The organism is Mesorhizobium sp. ISC11, from assembly GCF_037162595.1.
Lineage (GTDB): Bacteria > Pseudomonadota > Alphaproteobacteria > Rhizobiales > Rhizobiaceae > Mesorhizobium > Mesorhizobium ciceri.
In genome coordinates this window covers 468801-485211 of the sequence record NZ_JAVSPW010000001.1, presented here as the reverse complement: position 1 = coordinate 485211, position 16411 = coordinate 468801, and the positions used below count along the sequence as shown (strand labels likewise).

The following is a 16411-nucleotide window of genomic DNA, read 5'->3' as shown; positions in this document are numbered from 1 at the left end:
GGGTCCAAACCCGACCGGCGGCATGGAGATAGGGCGAACCGGCCGGCCTGTCGTGAGGCAGCGGCAACTGGCTGCTAGGGCACGGCCAAGTGCCGCCGGCCGGTCAGTTCAGCGATTTGCGCCGTGGCGGCGGTGCCGGGTGGCGCTGCTCGAGGGCCGCTGCCGCATCGGTGCGGCCGGTCCGGCGCAGTCTTTCGAGATAGCCCGGCAACTCGCCAAGGCAATGGAACGGCCCGCCTTCCCGGATCACCGTCACCAGCGGGTCGACATCGCTGTCGCTGCGGATGGCCATGGCGCTGCGCCAGTCCTCGAGCAGCCGGCTGGCATGATCGACCACATCGCTTCGGGAGCCTGAGAGATCATGCTGCTCATGCGGATCCTCACTCAGATTGAACAGGCTGACCGGGCCGAAATCCTTGTAGCCGTCATGATAGGTGCGCAGCATCAGCCAGTCGGCCCCGCCGAGCCGGAACCGCACGCCGCGCTGTACCGCCCACGCACCCTGGCTCAGCACCAGGAAATCGCGGCCACCTTCCTCCTTCGCGGCAAGCGCCGGTGCAAAGGAGCGCCCGTCCCAAAGCGCCGGAACGTTGCCGCCGAGCCGGTCGATCAGCGTGGCGGCCCAGTCGAAATGATAGTGAAGGCCGCCATTGACGCCGCGCATGTCCTCGGCGCCGGGCCAGCGGATGACCAGCGGCACGTTGCAGGTGAATTCGTCGGCCGTCTGATGATCACCCCAGACGTTGAGCTCGCCGAGGTTTTCGCCATGATCGGCGCCGATGACGATGATCGTGTCGTCGAACAGGCCTTGCCGCTTCAACTCCTCGACGATGAGACCGACATGATAATCGGCATAGAGCACGCCGGTGTCGTAGCCGTCGAACCAGGCCTTGACGGTGTCCATGCCGCTGATCGGCGACGGCATGCGCCGGTATTTCGATCCCCCCGGCTCGACGTCGAAGCCCGAGGGTTCCTGCGGGCTGTGCGGGCCGTAGCCGGCATGGCTCTTCTCGAACACCGCCCTGGTCATCCAGTCGGGAAGCGGCTGGTCGGCGAAGGGGTCGCCGAAAGCGTCCGGCGCGCGATAGGGCGTGTGTGGGTCCCAGACATTGACGTGCAGGAACCATTTTTTTGCCGAGCCATTGCGCTTCAGCCAGTCGATCGCCAGGCCCGAAACCTCGTCGGCGTTCTCCATGCCGGCCTTGCCCGGATTGATGATCTCGTTGAAGCCGGCATACCAATGCCAGCAGCCATGCCGTTCGCCAAAACTGCTGATGGTCGTGGTGTGGTAGCCGAGATCGCGCAGCGCCCGCATCCAGCCTTCCTCGTAGAAGGTGCCGGCCCAGGCTCGCTCGGCGCCTTCGCGGAACGGCTCGCAGGCGGTGCCGCCATGGCCGACCACGCCGGTCCGCATTCCGTGGCGGCCGCTCCACAGCGCCGTGCGCGACGGATGGCAAGGCACATCGGACACATAGACGTTCTCGAAGCGGATGCCCTCGCCGGCAAGGCTGTCGATGACGGGAGAGGTGTTGCGATGATAGCCGTAGCAGCCGAGGTGGTCGCGCCTGAGGCTGTCGATGTCGATATAGAGAACGTTCATGGATGGCTCGTCGCTGCTGTGATTGTCAGGAAACAGGCCCCGGTTCGCTGCCGGGGCTTGCGGTTTGCAAGGGGCGATTTCAAGAAGGCCGTCAGGCCGAAATGTATTGATCGCCCAGATAATAGTCCTTGGGATCGAGCGAGGTCTCGAGCTTGCCGAAGGTCTTGAACAGGTCGTTCATCGTCGAGAACCAGCCGTTCACGGTGCCGTCCTTGGTTAGCTTGATCAGTTCGGCCGAGGTCATGAAACGGCCATAACCGGCTTCCGTCTTCAGCTGGTCGGCAGGAATGCCGAGCAGCTTGGAGGTGATCTCGATCGCCTTGTCCTGGTTGGCGGCGCGAAAATCCTGCGCGTCCTTGATGGCGCGCACCACGTTGCGGACGAGATCGGGATTGCCCTCGACCAAATCGTTGCGGGCAATGAAGACGCTCGGAAATGTGGTCTGCGGATAAAAGTCGTCGTTCTTGGCCAGTTCCATCAGATCGGGAACGCTCTTGTGGATGATGCCGACGAACGGATACCAGATGCCGGCCGCGTCGACCTGCTTGGAGGCGAAGGCCGCCACGATGGTGCTCGGGTCCATCTGCACGATGTCGAGGTCGGTCATCGCCATACCGGCCTTGCGCAGCGCCAGCCGCAACAGCATGTCGCCCGAGGTGCCGGCCGCGATCGCGACCTTCTTGCCCTTGAGGCCGGCGATGGACGTGATGCCGGCTTGGGCGATCACCCGGTCCGAGAAGCCGACATCGTTGACGGCGATGATCTTGGCCTTGCCGCTCGCCGGCAGCCACAGCGCGCCCGGTCCGAGATAGCCGAATTCCAGGCTGTTGGCGCCAAGCGCCTGGACCTGGATGGGGCCGTTGGTGAAGACCTTGATATCGGCATCGACGCCGTGCTTGGCATAGAAGCCCTGGTCGGCCGCGACGCCGGCCACGCTGGCGCCCCAGAAATCGCCGTTGTAGCCGATGCGTGCCGCCGTTCCCGCCGCTCCGGCACGGATGCCAGAGGCAGCGAACGCGGCAAGTGCCGCCGATGATGCGATGAGGTTACGTCTTGTCAGTGTCACCATACTCTCCTCCTGTCACTGTTACTGGTGGTAAACGGCTTGCCAGACGCGGTTGCGGATGCTCATGAACTCCGCCGAAAGCCGGATTTCCTCGGTTCTTGGGTAAGGCAGGCCGACTTCGATGATCTCCTGCAGCCTGCCGGGCCGCGCCGCCATGACGATGACGCGGTTGGCGAGGTAGACCGCCTCGTCGACATCGTGGGTGATGAACATCACGGTGCGCCGCTCCCGGCTCCAGGTGTCGAGCAACTGGTCCTGGAGCTGCACGCGGGTCAGTGCGTCGAGCGCCCCGAAGGGCTCGTCCATCAAAAGGATCGAGGGATCGACCGCATAGGCCCGGGCGATCGCGCAACGCTGCTTCATGCCGCCCGAAAGCGTCTTCGGCAGCGCGTCGGCGAAGTCGCCAAGGCCGACGAGATCGATGAAACGCTCGGCGATCTGCCGGCGGCGCGAAGCTTCCTCGCCCTTGATGCGCAGCCCGAACTCGACGTTCTGGCGTACGGTGAGCCAGGGAAACAGCGCGTATTGCTGGAAGATCATGCCGCGCTCCGGACCCGGCCCCTCGACCGCCTTGCCATCGACCAGCACGGTGCCCTCGCTCGGCTTCAGCAGGCCGGCCGCGATGTTGAGCGCGGTCGACTTACCGCAGCCGGACGGACCGACGACGGTGACGAATTCGCCGTCGGCGATATCGAGCGACAGCCGGTCAAGCGCGACGAAGGCATTGTCCTTGAGGTCGAACCGGCGCGTGACCTTGTCGAAGACGATCTTTGGGGCGATCCTGGGCGGCATCACACGCGCTCCTGCCAGACGGTCAGCCGGCGCTCGATCACCAAAAGGATGCGATCCATGGCAAGGCCGAGAAGGCCGATGGTGATCAGGCTGACGAAGATGGTCGGCAGGTCGTAGTAGAGTTGCGCCTGCTGCATGCGGAAACCGAGGCCGGTCTGCGCGGCGATCAGTTCGGCGGCCACCAGCGTCGCCCAGGCCGAGCCGAGGCCGATGCGCACGCCGACCAGGATGAACGGCGTCGATGCGGGAATGATGACGCGCAGGAAGATGGTCATGTCCTTGGCGCCGAGCACGCGCGCGGCGTTGATCATCGTCTTGTCGACGCTGATGACGCCCTGATAGGTGGCGACGACGCTGGCCAGGAAGGACGCCAGGAAGATGACGAAGACCTTCGGCGTCTCGTCGATGCCCATCGTCACGATCGCCAGCGGAATGATGGCCAGCGGCGGGATCATGCGGAAGAACTGCAGATACGGCTCGATAAGCGAGCGCGCGACCTTGTACCAGCCCATGACGAAGCCGACCGGGATCGCCAGGATGACGCCGAGGAGAAAGCCGGTCATCACCCGAGCAAGGCTCGACATGATGTCGGTGGCGAGCTGCCCGTTTGCGATCAGATCGATAAACCTGGACGCAACCTGTGGCGGTGGCGGCAGGCCCACCGCGCCGCCCGCCGTCAGCACCCACCAGATGGCGATGCCGGCGACGAGCCCGCAGAGATTGAGCGCGAGACCGCGATAGTCGATACCCCGATCCTCGTTCGAGCCGCCGCCGGAGCGTGTCGTCTTCGACGCTTCGCTCATCGCGACACCCCCGAATAGAAAAAATGGTCGAGCGCCGCCGCAGCAGCACCGATGGCGCCGGCACCAGGACCGAGGCTCGACCGCTCGACCCGCAGCACGTCGCGCATCGGCGGCAGGACGCGTGGCGGAACGCCCCGCCTTATATGATCGATGAAGCTTTCCGGGGCTTCGGCCAGGTGACCGCCAAAGACGATCAGATCGGGATTGAGCAAATTGGTCGCCGTCGCTATGGCCGTCGTCAGATGCCGGAGCGCCGCGTTCCAGACGTCGGGATATTTCTCCACCGCGGCCAGCAGGCGCCTGGGATGAGGCGTGTCGATATGGGCGGCGCGGGCCAGCGCGCGTTCGGACAGGAATGTCTCCAGGCAGCCCACATTGCCGCAGGCGCAACGCTCGCCATCCTCGACCACCTGGACATGGCCGAGCTCGACGGCCCCGTAGCCGCCGGGACGGAACGGCATGCCGTTGATCACCAGGCCGGCGCCGAGGCCGGTGCGCAGATAGATGTAGAGCAGCGCGGTCGTGTCGCGCCCGATGCCGTAGCGCGATTCCGCCAGCGCCATCGCGCTGACATTGTGCTCGACCACCACCGGCATGCGCAGCGCCGTTTCGAGTTCGTCGGCGAACGGCACGTCCTTCCAGTCGTAATTGACCGACTGCAGGTTGCGGCGGCGCTTGGTGTCCACCGGTCCCGGCACGCCGAGCCCCAGGCCGATCAGGCGCGAACGGTCGACTCCGGTCTTCTTGATCAATTGCTCGACGATCCGCACCACCATGCCGATCACCGCGGCGGGTTCGCTGGTGGCGGTGTCGAAATGCTGCGAGGCCATGGCTTTCGAGGCGGCCCTGAGGTCGGTGATGGTCGCGTCGATCGTTCCCGCGCCAATGTGCACGCCAACCACGGACAGGGCGTCGGGCACCAGCGCGACGCCGATCGCCGGCCGGCCGACGGGTGCATCGCCGGCAGTGGCCTGGTTGAGCTCGACCACGGTGCCTTCCCGCAGTAGATGGGCCGTCAGATGGGTCAGGGCGGTGGGTGACAGCGAGGTGCGCCGCGCCAGTTCGGCGCGCGACTGCGGACCGTCGTCGCGCAGGATTCGCAGGATCGCTCCGTGGTGCGCGCCCATTCTTCTTCCCTATTATTTTCTAATGTTAATAAATTAATTAAGCCTGTCAAGCACGGCAAAGCGCGGCTTGCGACTGGCATCGATGCACCTGGGTTTCACCCTACCCTGCCGCTGGAGTAGGGGCATTGACGCGAAGGGAGATAGCGGGGAAGGCAAGGCCGGCATGAGCAGGTCGAAGATCAGCCAAGCGGAGACGGCCACCTATGCCGCTTGGCTCCCGCGCGCTAAGCGGCGGTGGCAGCCGAGCGCTTGAACAGGATGGTCACCCGCGTGCCCTCGCCGGCGCTCGACGTCACGTCGAACTCCGCCTTGGCATTCTCGGTCAGCGAGCGGGCGATCAGCGCGCCGAGTTTGCCGCGCTTGGGCCAGCTCTCGCCGTCCGGCAAGCCAATGCCGTCATCGGCGATCACGATGCGGCAGCCATCGCCGTCAACGATGCTGTGCAGCGTGATCGTGCCGCCGTCACGTCCCTGGAAGGCATGTTTGAGCGCATTGGTCAAAAGTTCGTTCACCACCAGCCCGGTCGGCATGGCGACATTGATCGACACCGGATAGGTGTCAACCTTCATGTCGAGGCGGATGCCCTCGACCGCATGCGAGTTCATGACCGCCGACGCGATCTGGCTGAGATAGACACCAAGATCGACCTCATCCTTGCCATCGTCCCCCGACAGCGTCTGGTAGAGGATCGCCAGCGCATCGACGCGCCCCGCCAGCCTCTCGAAACGCTTCTGGTCCGGTTCGGCCGCGTTGCGCGTCTCCATCCGGATCAGCGCGGTGATCATCTGCAGATTGTTCTTCACCCGGTGCTGGAGTTCGCGCAGCAGCGTGTCCTTCTCACGGATGCGCTCGTCGATCGATCGCGCATCTTCGGTTTCGCCATGGGCCGAAACGTCGACCAGCGCCACCAGCCGGAAGCAGGCCTTGCCATTGTCGTCCTCGATGACGTTGGAATAGACGTCGACGATAGTCGGTTGGCCTTCCTTCCGCTCCAGCCGGAACGTGCCGATGAAATCAGTGTCCTCGACCACGGCCTCGAACAGCGGCCGGTCCTTCTGCTTGTGCAGGCCGGTGCCGGAAAGCGCCGCCCAGTGTTGGCGAGCGAGCATCGCCGCCTTGAGGCCGGACAGTTTCTCGAATTCCGGATTGGCATAGACGACACGCTCCTTCGAACCCAGGTCCGAGACGGCAATGGCGATCGGCACCTGGTCGAGGAACTTCTTGAACTGTTCGCTTTCGAGCGCGCTGGCAAGGTCCGGCGTTTCGAGCAGCTGCCCGACCGCTTCGGCCTTTTGTGTATCGGATGTCATCTGCGGCGCCTGTGCTGTGTGGGCACCATCAATAACAGCGATGCGATCACCCCGCCATCGCCAAACGTTTTCACGCCCCGCATCGGCGATGGCGGCGTGTCTGCCGAACTGACGCCGCTGCCTGAGAGTGCCTCAGGAGGCCGGCTTCGACGCCAGCCGTGGACCGGTCTTGACGTCGACGATCTCCGGCTTGGCGCTGTCGACCGCGCCATCCCAGCCGCCGCCGAGTGCCTTGTTGAGGGCGATGTAGTTGGTCGCCAGCAGGACGCGGCTTTGCAGCAGCGAGTCCTCGGCCGAATAGAGCGAGCGCTGGGCGTCGAGCACGTCGAGGAGGCTTGTCTCGCCGGCCTTGTAGAGCGAGCCTTCGAGACTTGCCGCCTCGCCATAGGACTTCGCGGACGAGGCGAGCTTGGCGATCCGGATGCGCTCCTGCGACAACAGCACCAGCGCGTTCTCGACATCCTCGAGCGCCGTCAGCACCGAAGACCGGTAAGCGATGAAATACTGATCGCGTTGCGCCTTGGCGACCTCGACGGCCGCCTGCAATTGGCCGGCATTGAACAGCGGCACACTGAGCGTCGGCCCGAACGACCAGCCGATCGACGAATTCTTGCCGAGATCGCCAAGCTTCAGCGCCGCCGTGCTGATGTCTCCCGTCAGGCTGACCGAGGGATAGCGGGCGGCTTCGGCCTGGCCGATCTTGGCGGTATATTGCGCATATTGGCGCTCCGCCATGCGCAAATCGGGCCGCGATAGCAGGAGGTCGGCGGGAATTCCGGCGGGCATCGGCAGGCGCGGTGCAGGAATGGGCGCGACCCGCTTCAGCCGCTCGTTGAGCGAGGCAGGCGGCCGGCCGGCCAACACCGCGAGACGATGCACGGCCTGCGTATAACTTGCCTCCAGCGTCGGAACGGCGGCTTCGGTGCTCGCTGCCTGCCCCATTGCCTTGGCGACATCGGCGGCGGTCGCCGTGCCCGCCTGCGCCATGGTGCGGGTAAGTTCGGCGGTCTGTCTTTGCGACGCGGCCGAACGACGGGCGAGCGCGATGCGGGCCTGGTAGCCGCGCGCCTGGGTATAATAGGAAGCGACATCGCCGACCAGGGTGAGAAGCGTCGAGCGCAGTTCCTCCTGCGAGGCGTTCAGCCCGTAGCGCGCGGCCTCTACGCCCCTCCGGTTGGCGCCGAACAGGTCGAGCTCCCAGCTTGCATCGAAGCCGGCCTGGTACTCGCTGTAGGTGGCGTCAGAGCCTGATGTGGTCTCGGCCGACTTGTTGCGGGAGGCCGAGCCGGAGCCGTCGGCCGAAGGCAGCAATGTGCCGGCACTCTGGCGATAGCTGGCGCGCGCCTCGCGGATTTTTGCCTTGGCGGTGGCGACATCGAGATTGCCGGCAACCGCTTCCTCGACAAGCGTGTTCAGCTCGGGATCGCGTAGCCGCTGCCACCATTTTGACAGTCGTGCCGGCTGGGCAGGCTTTGTCGGCTTCTGGCCGCTCCAATTCGCCGGCATTGCCATTATCGGTGTCTGATAATCCGGACCGACGACGCATCCCGCGAGCAGGACAGCGGTGAGCATAGGCGCAAGAAGCCGCCTCGCGGCCACCGAGCCACGTTCCAAACCTGTCATGTGAAGTTTTCCTTATTGCTGGGTGGCCGTCACCAGCGTCTCGCCCGTATCTGGTTTGGCCGCCCTGCCCTTGAAGATGCGCCGCACCGTGACGAACAATAGCGGCACCAGGAAGACGCCGATCACCGTCGCCGCGATCATGCCGCCCATCACGCCGATGCCGACCGAGTTCTGCGCGCCCGAGCCCGCACCGCTGGCGATCGCCAGCGGCAGCACACCCAGGATGAAGGCCAGCGACGTCATCAGGATCGGCCGCAGCCGTTGTCGCGCCGCCTCCAGCGTCGCCTCGACCAGCCCCATCCCGGCGGCTTGCCGCTCGATGGCGAACTCGACGATGAGGATGGCGTTCTTGGCGGCGAGACCGATCGTGGTCAAAAGGCCGACCTTGAAATAAACGTCGTTGGACTGGCCGAACAGGCTGGCCGCCAGCAGCGCGCCGAAGATGCCGATCGGCACCGACAGCATGACCGCGAACGGGATCGACCAGCTCTCGTAGAGTGCGGCCAGGCACAGGAACACGACCAGCGCCGAAATCGCGTAGAGCGACAGCGCCTGGTTGCCGGAAAGCTTCTCCTGGTGCGACAGCCCGGTCCACTCGTGCGAATAGCCGGCAGGCAGTTGCGCGACGAGCTTGTCGATCTCGTCCATGGCGGCACCCGAGCTGACCCCCGTGGCCGCCGCGCCCTGGATCTCGACCGCCGCCGAACCATTGTAGCGCTCCAGCCTGGGCGAGCCGAATGTCCAGTGGCTGGAGGCAAAGGCAGAGAACGGCACCATGGCGCCGCTGGCGTTGCGGACCTGCCATTTGTCCAAATCTTCCGGCTGCATGCGGAAGTTCGGGTCCGACTGCAGATAGACCGGTTTCACCCGCCCGCGATCGATGAAGTCGTTGACGTAATCGCTGCCCCAGGCGGTCGAAAGCGTGTTGTTGATGTCGGCCAGGCTGACGCCCAGCGCGCTGGCCTTCTCCTGGTCGATGTCGACCGAGAATTGCGGCTGGTCTTCCTGGCCGTTGGGCCTTGTGTTGGCGAGCACCTTGCTCTGCCCGGCCAGGGCCAGAAGCTGGTTGCGCGTCTGGATCAGCGCGTCATGGCCGGCGCCGTTGACGTCCTGCAGGTAGAAGTCGAAGCCGTTGGTGTTGCCGAAGCCCTGGATGGCGGGAGGCGCGAGCGCGAAGACTTGCGCGTCCCTGATCTTCGAAAACGCGCCCATCGCCCGGCCGGCGATGGCCTGCGCGGCGGAAGCCGGCGATTTGCGCAGGTCGAAATCCTTCAGCCGCACGAAAGCGATGCCGACATTCTGCCCTGCGCCGCCGAAGCCGAAGCCGGAGGCGGTGAACACCCCGTCGACGACGTCCTTCTCCTGGTTGAGATAATGGTCGGTCACTTCTGCCAGCACGCGCTCCGTGCGATCCTGCGTCGCGCCGACCGGCAGCTGCACGCTGGTGATCAGGATGCCCTGGTCCTCTTCCGGCAGGAACGAGCTCGGCAGCCGGGCAAACATCCAGCCCACGGCAACGACGATGGCCAGGAACACGACGAGGAAGCGCCAGGATCGGTTGATGATGCCGTGCGAGCCGTCGCGGTAGGCAAGCGTGCCGCGGTCGAAGACACGGTTGAACCAGCCGAACGGGCCGGTCTGCGTCGCATGGTCCTTGGGCGGCCGCAGGATGGTGGCGCAAAGTGCGGGCGTCAGCACAAGGGCGACCAGCACGGACAGCACCATCGCCGAGACGATGGTCACCGAGAATTGCCGGTAGATGATGCCGGTTGAGCCGCCGAAGAAAGCCATCGGCACGAACACGGCCGAAAGCACCGTGGCGATGCCGATCAGCGCGCCGGTGATTTCGTGCATCGACTTGCGCGTCGCCTCCTTCGGCGACAGGCCTTCCTCCTGCATCACGCGTTCGACATTCTCGACGACGACGATGGCGTCGTCGACCAAGAGGCCGATGGCCAGCACCATGGCGAACATGGTCAGTGTGTTGACGGAATAGCCGAACAGCGACAGCACGCCGAACGTGCCGAGCAGCACCACCGGCACGGCGATCGTCGGGATGATGGTGGCGCGCAAATTCTGCAGGAAGATGAACATCACCAGGAACACCAGCACGATCGCTTCGGCCAGCGTCTTGACCACCTCCTCGATCGACAGCCGCACGAAAGGCGAGGTGTCGTAGGGATAGACGACCTCGACCCCTTGCGGGAAGGTCGAGCTCAGCCGGGCGATCGTCGAACGCACCGCTTCGGCGGTGTTGATGGCGTTGGCGCCGGTCGCCAAATTGACGGCGACGCCGGCCGCCGGCTTGCCGTTGTAATTGGCCTGCGTCGTATAGCTTTCGGCGCCGAGCTCGACGGTGGCGACATCGTTGAGGCGGACCAGAGAGCCATCGGTCTGGCTCTTCAGGATGATGTTGCGGAACTGTTCGGCGGTCTGCAGCCGGCTCTTGGCCGTCACCGTGGCATTGAGCTGCTGACCCTTGCGCGCCGGCAGGCCGCCGAGCTGGCCGGCCGAAACCTGCGTGTTCTGTGCCTCGATGGCGGTCGCCACATCGCTCGGCATCAGGGCATATTTGGCGAGCTGGTCCGGATCGAGCCAGATGCGCATGGCATAGCCGGAGCCGAACAGCTGCGTCGAGCCGACACCCTCGACGCGCTTCAGCGTGTCGTTGACGGTGGCGTCGACATAGTCGGCGAGATCGGTCGAGTTCATCTTGGCGTCGGTCGAGACGAAGCCGATGACCATCAGGAAGCCGGTCGAGGATTTGGAGACGGTGATGCCGTTGCTCTGCACCACCTGCGGCAGCTGCGACTGCACCAGCTGCAGCTTGTTTTGCGTCTGCACCTGGGCGGTGTCGGGATCGGCCGCTGTGGTGAAGGTCAGCGTGATCGAGGCCGAACCGGTCGAGGTCGACGTCGCCGTCATGTAGTCGAGATTGTCGATACCGGTCATGCCTTGCTCGATGACCTTGGTGACCGAGTTCTCGACCGTCTGCGCGTCGGCGCCCGGATAGGTGGCGCTGATGTTGACTGTCGTCGGCGCAATCTGCGGATATTGCGAGATCGGCAGCGAGGTGAGCGCCAGGAGGCCGCCCAGCATGATCACGATGGCGATCACCCAGGCGAAGATCGGCCGGTTGATGAAGAATAGTGACATCGCTCAGTTCCCGGTGGCGGGGGCAGGCGCCGGTTTCGCCGCATTGGACGCGGCCGGTGCGGCGGAAGTGCTCTGCCCGCGGTCCTTGACCTCGCCGGTCGTCTCGTCGATCGTCACTTCGACACCCGTCGCATCGCCGCCGGGGCGCACCAGTTGCATGCCCTCGACGATGACGCGGTCGCCGTCGCCGACACCCGAATCCACCAGCCAGTTGTTGCCGACGCTGTTGCGCACGGCAAGCACGCGCGTCTCGACCTTGCCCTGCGCGTTGATGACCATCGCCGTGGCCTCGCCCTTGGTGTTGCGGCTGACGGCACGCTGCGGCACCAGGAAACTGTTCTGGGCAACGCCCTCCTCGACCAGTGCCCGCACATACATGCCGGGCAGAAGCAGGCGGTCCGGATTGGGGAACTCGGCCCTGAGCGCAAAGGTGCCGGTGGTCTGGTCGACATTGGCGCCGGCGAATTCCAGCTTGCCGGTCTGCGTGTAGATGGTGCCGTTCTCGAGCTTCAGCTTCACGCTGACATTGGGCCCGCTGAACTTCAGCCGCCCTTCCGAGATCGCCTGGCGCAGATTGAGCAGGTTGGTGCTCGACTGCGTGACGTCGACATTGATCGGATCGAGGGCACGGATGGTGGTCAGCACCGTGTCCTGGTTCGCGGTCACCAGCGCGCCCGGCGTCAGCGTGGACTTGTCGATGCGCCCGGCGATCGGTGCCGTGATGGAGGTCCGGTCGAGGCTGATGCGCGCCGTCTCGGCACTGGCCTTGGCCGATGCGACATCGGCTTGCGCCTGCGCCAGCGTGGCGGCGGCATCGTCATAATCCTGTTTGGAAACAACGTTCTGCTTCAACAGGCCGGCATAACGGTCGAACTTGGCCTGCGCCGTAGGCACCGCCGCTTCCGCCTTCTGCTGTGCGGCGACCGCGCTGTCGTAGGACGCCTTGTAGCTCGCCGGATCGATGAGGTAGAGCGGCTGTCCAGCCGCCACCTCGCTGCCCTCCTTGAACAGGCGCTGCTGGATGATGCCGTTCACCTGCGGGCGCACTTCGGCAACCAGCGAGGCCGCCGTGCGTCCCGACAGTTCGGCGGTGATCGCCACCGATTGCGGATGCAGGGTGACGACGCCGACTTCCGGTTTGCCGGGCGCGCCCATGCCTGCGGGGGCGCTGCTCTCCTGCGAGCAGGCCGCCAGCAGAAAGGCGGATGCGAACATCGCGGCCCAGGGCGCCAGACGGCGTGCCGGCTGCAAAGACGGGCTAGGCTGGATAGACATGGACTGAATGATCTTTCGCTGGAGTTGCGGGCGCGGGCAATCGACCGCTTGGTCGAGGCATGCCGGCCGATATCTTGATGGTGGGCCGCGCCGGTCTGCGGGCGGCGACGAGCAATGCTTCGAAGCGGCTCATGTCGCGCTCCTTCTCGGCGGCCAGAGCTGCTCGAAGGTCGAGTAGCCGGCCGCGATGCCCACCAGCATCATTATGCCGATCAGCGAGGACATGCCAAGCGCCTTGCCGGAATTCACGCGATCTTGCGGTCATCATGCCCATGGTTGTCGAGCGGCTGCGACAGCGGGAGCGACAACCGCCAGCCGGCGAAACTCAGGCGGATCGCGCCCTTCAGCGTGTCGGCCGGCGGGGCCAGCGGCATGCCTCGCCCGACAGGACCGAACGAGAGCCTCGGGCTGGCGGACGCGAGCAGCCGCAGCATGATCATGGCTTCCCACATTGTCGTGCTTCCATTGCAGGGTTCGAATTGGGCATGGTTCGAATTGGCGCGATTCGAACTGGGCGTGATTGAAACGAGGATGGCGGAGATACGCCCGCCATCCCCGGAGAACCGGCCGACCCGAGAACGGGTTGGGTACCGGGCCGGCCGGTGCAGTCGGTCAGAGTTGCTCGTCGTTCCCGGGCTGGGGCGGGAGCTGCCTGCCATCGTTGGGCAGGCCTCTGGGGCCGGCTGCATCGTTCGGCGGACCGCCCCAGGGACCGGGGGGTGATCCATGGGCACGTTCCGCCGAAGCGAGGAGTTCGAGTTGTTCGGGCGTCAGCTTGGCGCGCAGTTCAGAGATCGCCTCCTTCAGTCTGCCGGCCGAAACCGCGCGGGCGGTAACGTCGTCGGCCAGCTTTTCCTGGAAGGCGAAGGGATCGGGCTTGCCGCCCGGGCCTGCTGCGTCGGGGTCCTTCGCTTCAGCACCAACGGGCCGCCCGCGGTCAGGCCGAGGCTGCGAAAGCACCGCCTGCAGCGCGCTGGTGTAGTCGCGCCAGGCGTCGAGTTGTTCGGTGCGGATGCCGACGCGGGTCTCCAGCGCGGCGAGCCGGGCGGCCAGCATGAATTCCGGCGGCGGACCCATGCGGCGGGGGCCAAAGCCTTGCGGGCCGAAACCCTGCGAACCAGGTCGCATCGGTCCATGTGGGCCGGGTCCATTCCGGCCGTGGCCTGCCCCATCCTGCATGGCCATGACAGGGGGCGGCTCACCGGGTCCGGCGCCGGGGTCGGGCTGCGCCGCCAGCGCGGGGTGAATTGCGGCGAGGGAAAACAGGCCGAGCGCAAGAAGTCTGCTTGGCATAAACATGTTCCTTTCTCTCATGCTTCGGACGGTTCAGAGGATAGGAAGCGTCTTTGTCCGCTTCGCGTCGGCGTGTTGCCGAAGGTTTCCGCAAAAGGGCAATTTGTTTCCGAATGTTTCCCATGGCCCGCCGGAAACGTTCGGTTGCAATTTTCCATGCCGCTCGGGCGCGGCTCTCCTATAATCGCGGCAAGCCCCTGCAATCACGGGTCCCAATATTCATCGGCAACGGCACGGTCATGCAGTCACAACCCCATATCCTCGTCGTCGACGACGACCGCGAGATCAGGACGCTTCTCCAGCGTTACCTCGACAGCCAGGGCTTTCGCGTCACGGCGGCGGCGGACCGGCGCGAATGCGAGCAACGGCTTGGCTCCGGCCAATTCGACCTGATCGTGCTCGACGTGATGCTGCCGGACGGCTCGGGGCTCGATATCTGCCGCGGTTTGCGCGACCGCAAGCCGCACACCCCGATCATCCTGCTGACCGCGCTGAAGGAAGATGTCGACCGCATCATCGGCCTGGAACTCGGCGCCGACGACTATCTCGGCAAGCCGTTCAACCCGCGTGAGCTCATTGCCCGCATCCGCGCCGTGCTCAGGCGCTCGACGCCCGAGGAAGCGCCCGCGCCGCCGCGCGCGCGCATCTACCGCTTTGCCAGTTACAGGCTGGAACCGGAGACCCGCAAGGTGACGGATGCGCGAGGCGTGGCCGTCGACCTCACCGGCGCCGAGTTCGATCTTTTGCAGGTGTTTCTCGACCGTCCCGGCCGGCTTTTGTCGCGCGACCAGCTTCTCGACCTGACGCAGGGCCGCGAACGCGATCCGCTGGAACGCTCGGTCGATGTGCTGGTGAGCCGGCTGCGCCGCAAATTTTCCGACACCGGCGACGGGCCGCTGTTCAAGACCGTGCGCAATGGCGGCTACCAGCTCACGGCGCGTGTCGAGACCGTGGAGAGCCACGCGTGAATTCGCTGCGCCGCCGTCTCATCCTGCTGTTGGTCGCCTCGATCGTCGGCGTCGTCGGCCTGGCGACGGCCGCCGTCATCAGCGTGCGCGGCGGCGGACCGCCGCCGGAACTGACCGTGCCCTGGATTGCCCAACAGATGGAACTGGTGGTGCGGCTCTTGCCGGGGCCGATCCCCGACGTCCTGCGGGTTCAATTCGCCGACCATCCAGCGGGCGGCAAGGTGGCTCGTGCGGAAACGGCGATGCTCAACGACATCCTGCACCGCCGTGGCCTCGACTTTCCCGCGGTCGTCAACGAGAAGCCGGACGAACCCGGCCAGATCGCATCGATGCACCTGCCCGACAGCCGATGGGCGATCATTGAGGTGCCGCACCTCAAGCCGCCGCGGCGAGAATGGCTGGTTCTGGCCGGCTGGATCTCGCTGATCGTCGCCGGCGCCACGGCGGTATCGGTCTATTTCACCTCGGTGCTGATCCGACCGCTCGAAATGCTGGAGGCCGCCGTCTCCAAGATCGGATCGGACGGCGTGCTGGCGGCGGTGCCGGAAGTGGGTTCGGCCGAGGTCAAGGCCACCGCGCATGCGCTGAACCAGCTCTCGTCGCGGCTGCGGACCGCCATGGAAAGCCGCATGCGGCTGGTCGCGGCCGCCGGCCATGATCTGCGCACGCCGATGACGCGCATGCGGCTGCGCGCCGAATTCCTGGACGACGAACGCGACAAATGGCTTCACGACCTCGACGAACTCGATCGCATCGCCGACAGCGCCATCCGCCTGGTGCGCGAAGAGGTCAACCAGGACGCCGTCGAAGCGGTGGACCTGGCAAAGACGGTGCGCGATATCGAAGCCGAGATGGTGTCGCTCGGCCATGCCGTCTCGATCGGGCACCTGGAAAGGGTTTGCGTGCGCGCCGGCGCGCTCGGCCTGCGCCGCGCCTTGCGCAACCTGATCGTCAACGCCGCCACCCATGGCAAGGCGTGCCGCATCGACCTGGCCGCGACCGACAATCGCGCCGTGCTGACCATATCGGACCATGGGCCGGGCATCCCCCCGGAACTCCTGAACAAGGCGTTCGAGCCCTTTTTCCGCGTCGACCCCGGCCGCCTGCAATCGATCCCCGGAGCTGGTCTTGGCCTCGCCATCGCCAAGGAAATCATCGAGCGCTACGGAGGCACGGTAACACTGGAAAACCGCCGGGGCGGCGGGCTGGAGCAGACGGTGGTGTTCGACGCGGTGTGAGGGTTGGCGGTCAGCCGAGTAATGGGCGTTGCGCGTGGCAACGACGAAAAACAGAGACGATGCTGCACCGCGCAAAGCTAATGGTTCCAAATCATTTCTTCACGGAGCCAGGGTCGGATCCATATAGACAAAATATAGATTACGGAATTTCCTGTGGTCT

The 16411-nt window shown here is 65.3% G+C and carries 13 protein-coding genes; 2 read left to right on the top strand and 11 right to left on the bottom strand.

Annotated features, from left to right (window positions below; translation table 11 throughout):
- Window positions 1-103: 103 nt before the first annotated feature.
- The 11 genes from RPF88_RS02485 to RPF88_RS02435 form a co-directional block, all read right to left on the bottom strand.
- Window positions 104-1600 (bottom strand): sulfatase, encoded by a 1497-nt coding sequence (locus RPF88_RS02485; protein WP_337121643.1) that lies wholly within the window; start codon window positions 1598-1600, stop codon window positions 104-106.
- Window positions 1601-1691: 91 nt separating this feature from the next.
- Window positions 1692-2660 (bottom strand): aliphatic sulfonate ABC transporter substrate-binding protein, encoded by a 969-nt coding sequence (locus tag RPF88_RS02480; RefSeq protein ID WP_395316700.1) that lies wholly within the window; start codon window positions 2658-2660, stop codon window positions 1692-1694.
- 27 nt (window positions 2661-2687) lie between these two features.
- A complete protein-coding gene (locus RPF88_RS02475; RefSeq protein WP_337123843.1) occupies window positions 2688-3446 on the bottom strand; it encodes an ABC transporter ATP-binding protein in 759 nt (252 codons plus the stop codon).
- Window positions 3447-3457: 11 nt separating this feature from the next.
- Entirely contained in the window at window positions 3458-4261 is an 804-nt protein-coding gene (locus RPF88_RS02470; protein WP_082827448.1) for an ABC transporter permease, read from the bottom strand.
- Window positions 4258-5388: an ROK family transcriptional regulator gene (locus tag RPF88_RS02465; RefSeq protein WP_027160785.1), complete on the bottom strand. Its 1131-nt coding sequence runs from the start codon at window positions 5386-5388 to the stop codon at window positions 4258-4260. The genes RPF88_RS02470 and RPF88_RS02465 overlap by 4 nt, the downstream gene beginning before the upstream one ends.
- A gap of 224 nt (window positions 5389-5612) precedes the next feature.
- On the bottom strand, window positions 5613-6698 hold the full coding sequence (locus RPF88_RS02460; RefSeq protein WP_337121642.1) for a sensor histidine kinase: 1086 nt from the start codon (window positions 6696-6698) through the stop codon (window positions 5613-5615).
- 132 nt (window positions 6699-6830) lie between these two features.
- Window positions 6831-8321 carry an efflux transporter outer membrane subunit gene (locus RPF88_RS02455; RefSeq protein ID WP_337121641.1) on the bottom strand — a complete coding sequence of 497 codons (1491 nt, stop codon included), beginning with the start codon at window positions 8319-8321 and terminating at the stop codon, window positions 6831-6833.
- A gap of 12 nt (window positions 8322-8333) precedes the next feature.
- Entirely contained in the window at window positions 8334-11477 is a 3144-nt protein-coding gene (locus RPF88_RS02450) for an efflux RND transporter permease subunit (RefSeq protein ID WP_337121640.1), read from the bottom strand.
- Between the two features lie 3 nt (window positions 11478-11480).
- On the bottom strand, window positions 11481-12752 hold the full coding sequence (locus RPF88_RS02445; RefSeq protein ID WP_337121639.1) for an efflux RND transporter periplasmic adaptor subunit: 1272 nt from the start codon (window positions 12750-12752) through the stop codon (window positions 11481-11483).
- 245 nt (window positions 12753-12997) lie between these two features.
- On the bottom strand, window positions 12998-13204 hold the full coding sequence (locus RPF88_RS02440) for a hypothetical protein (protein ID WP_013530681.1): 207 nt from the start codon (window positions 13202-13204) through the stop codon (window positions 12998-13000).
- A 160-nt stretch (window positions 13205-13364) separates the two neighbouring features.
- Window positions 13365-14045 carry a hypothetical protein gene (locus RPF88_RS02435; RefSeq protein ID WP_337121638.1) on the bottom strand — a complete coding sequence of 227 codons (681 nt, stop codon included), beginning with the start codon at window positions 14043-14045 and terminating at the stop codon, window positions 13365-13367.
- A 239-nt stretch (window positions 14046-14284) separates the two neighbouring features.
- On the opposite strand from RPF88_RS02435, the gene RPF88_RS02430 reads away from it, so the two are divergent.
- Both RPF88_RS02430 and RPF88_RS02425 read left to right on the top strand, forming a co-directional pair.
- Window positions 14285-15013: a response regulator gene (locus RPF88_RS02430; protein WP_013530679.1), complete on the top strand. Its 729-nt coding sequence runs from the start codon at window positions 14285-14287 to the stop codon at window positions 15011-15013.
- Window positions 15010-16251, top strand: a complete 1242-nt coding sequence (locus tag RPF88_RS02425; protein WP_337121637.1) for an ATP-binding protein — start codon at window positions 15010-15012, stop codon at window positions 16249-16251. Before RPF88_RS02430 ends, RPF88_RS02425 begins: the two co-directional genes overlap by 4 nt.
- Window positions 16252-16411 lie beyond the last annotated feature (160 nt).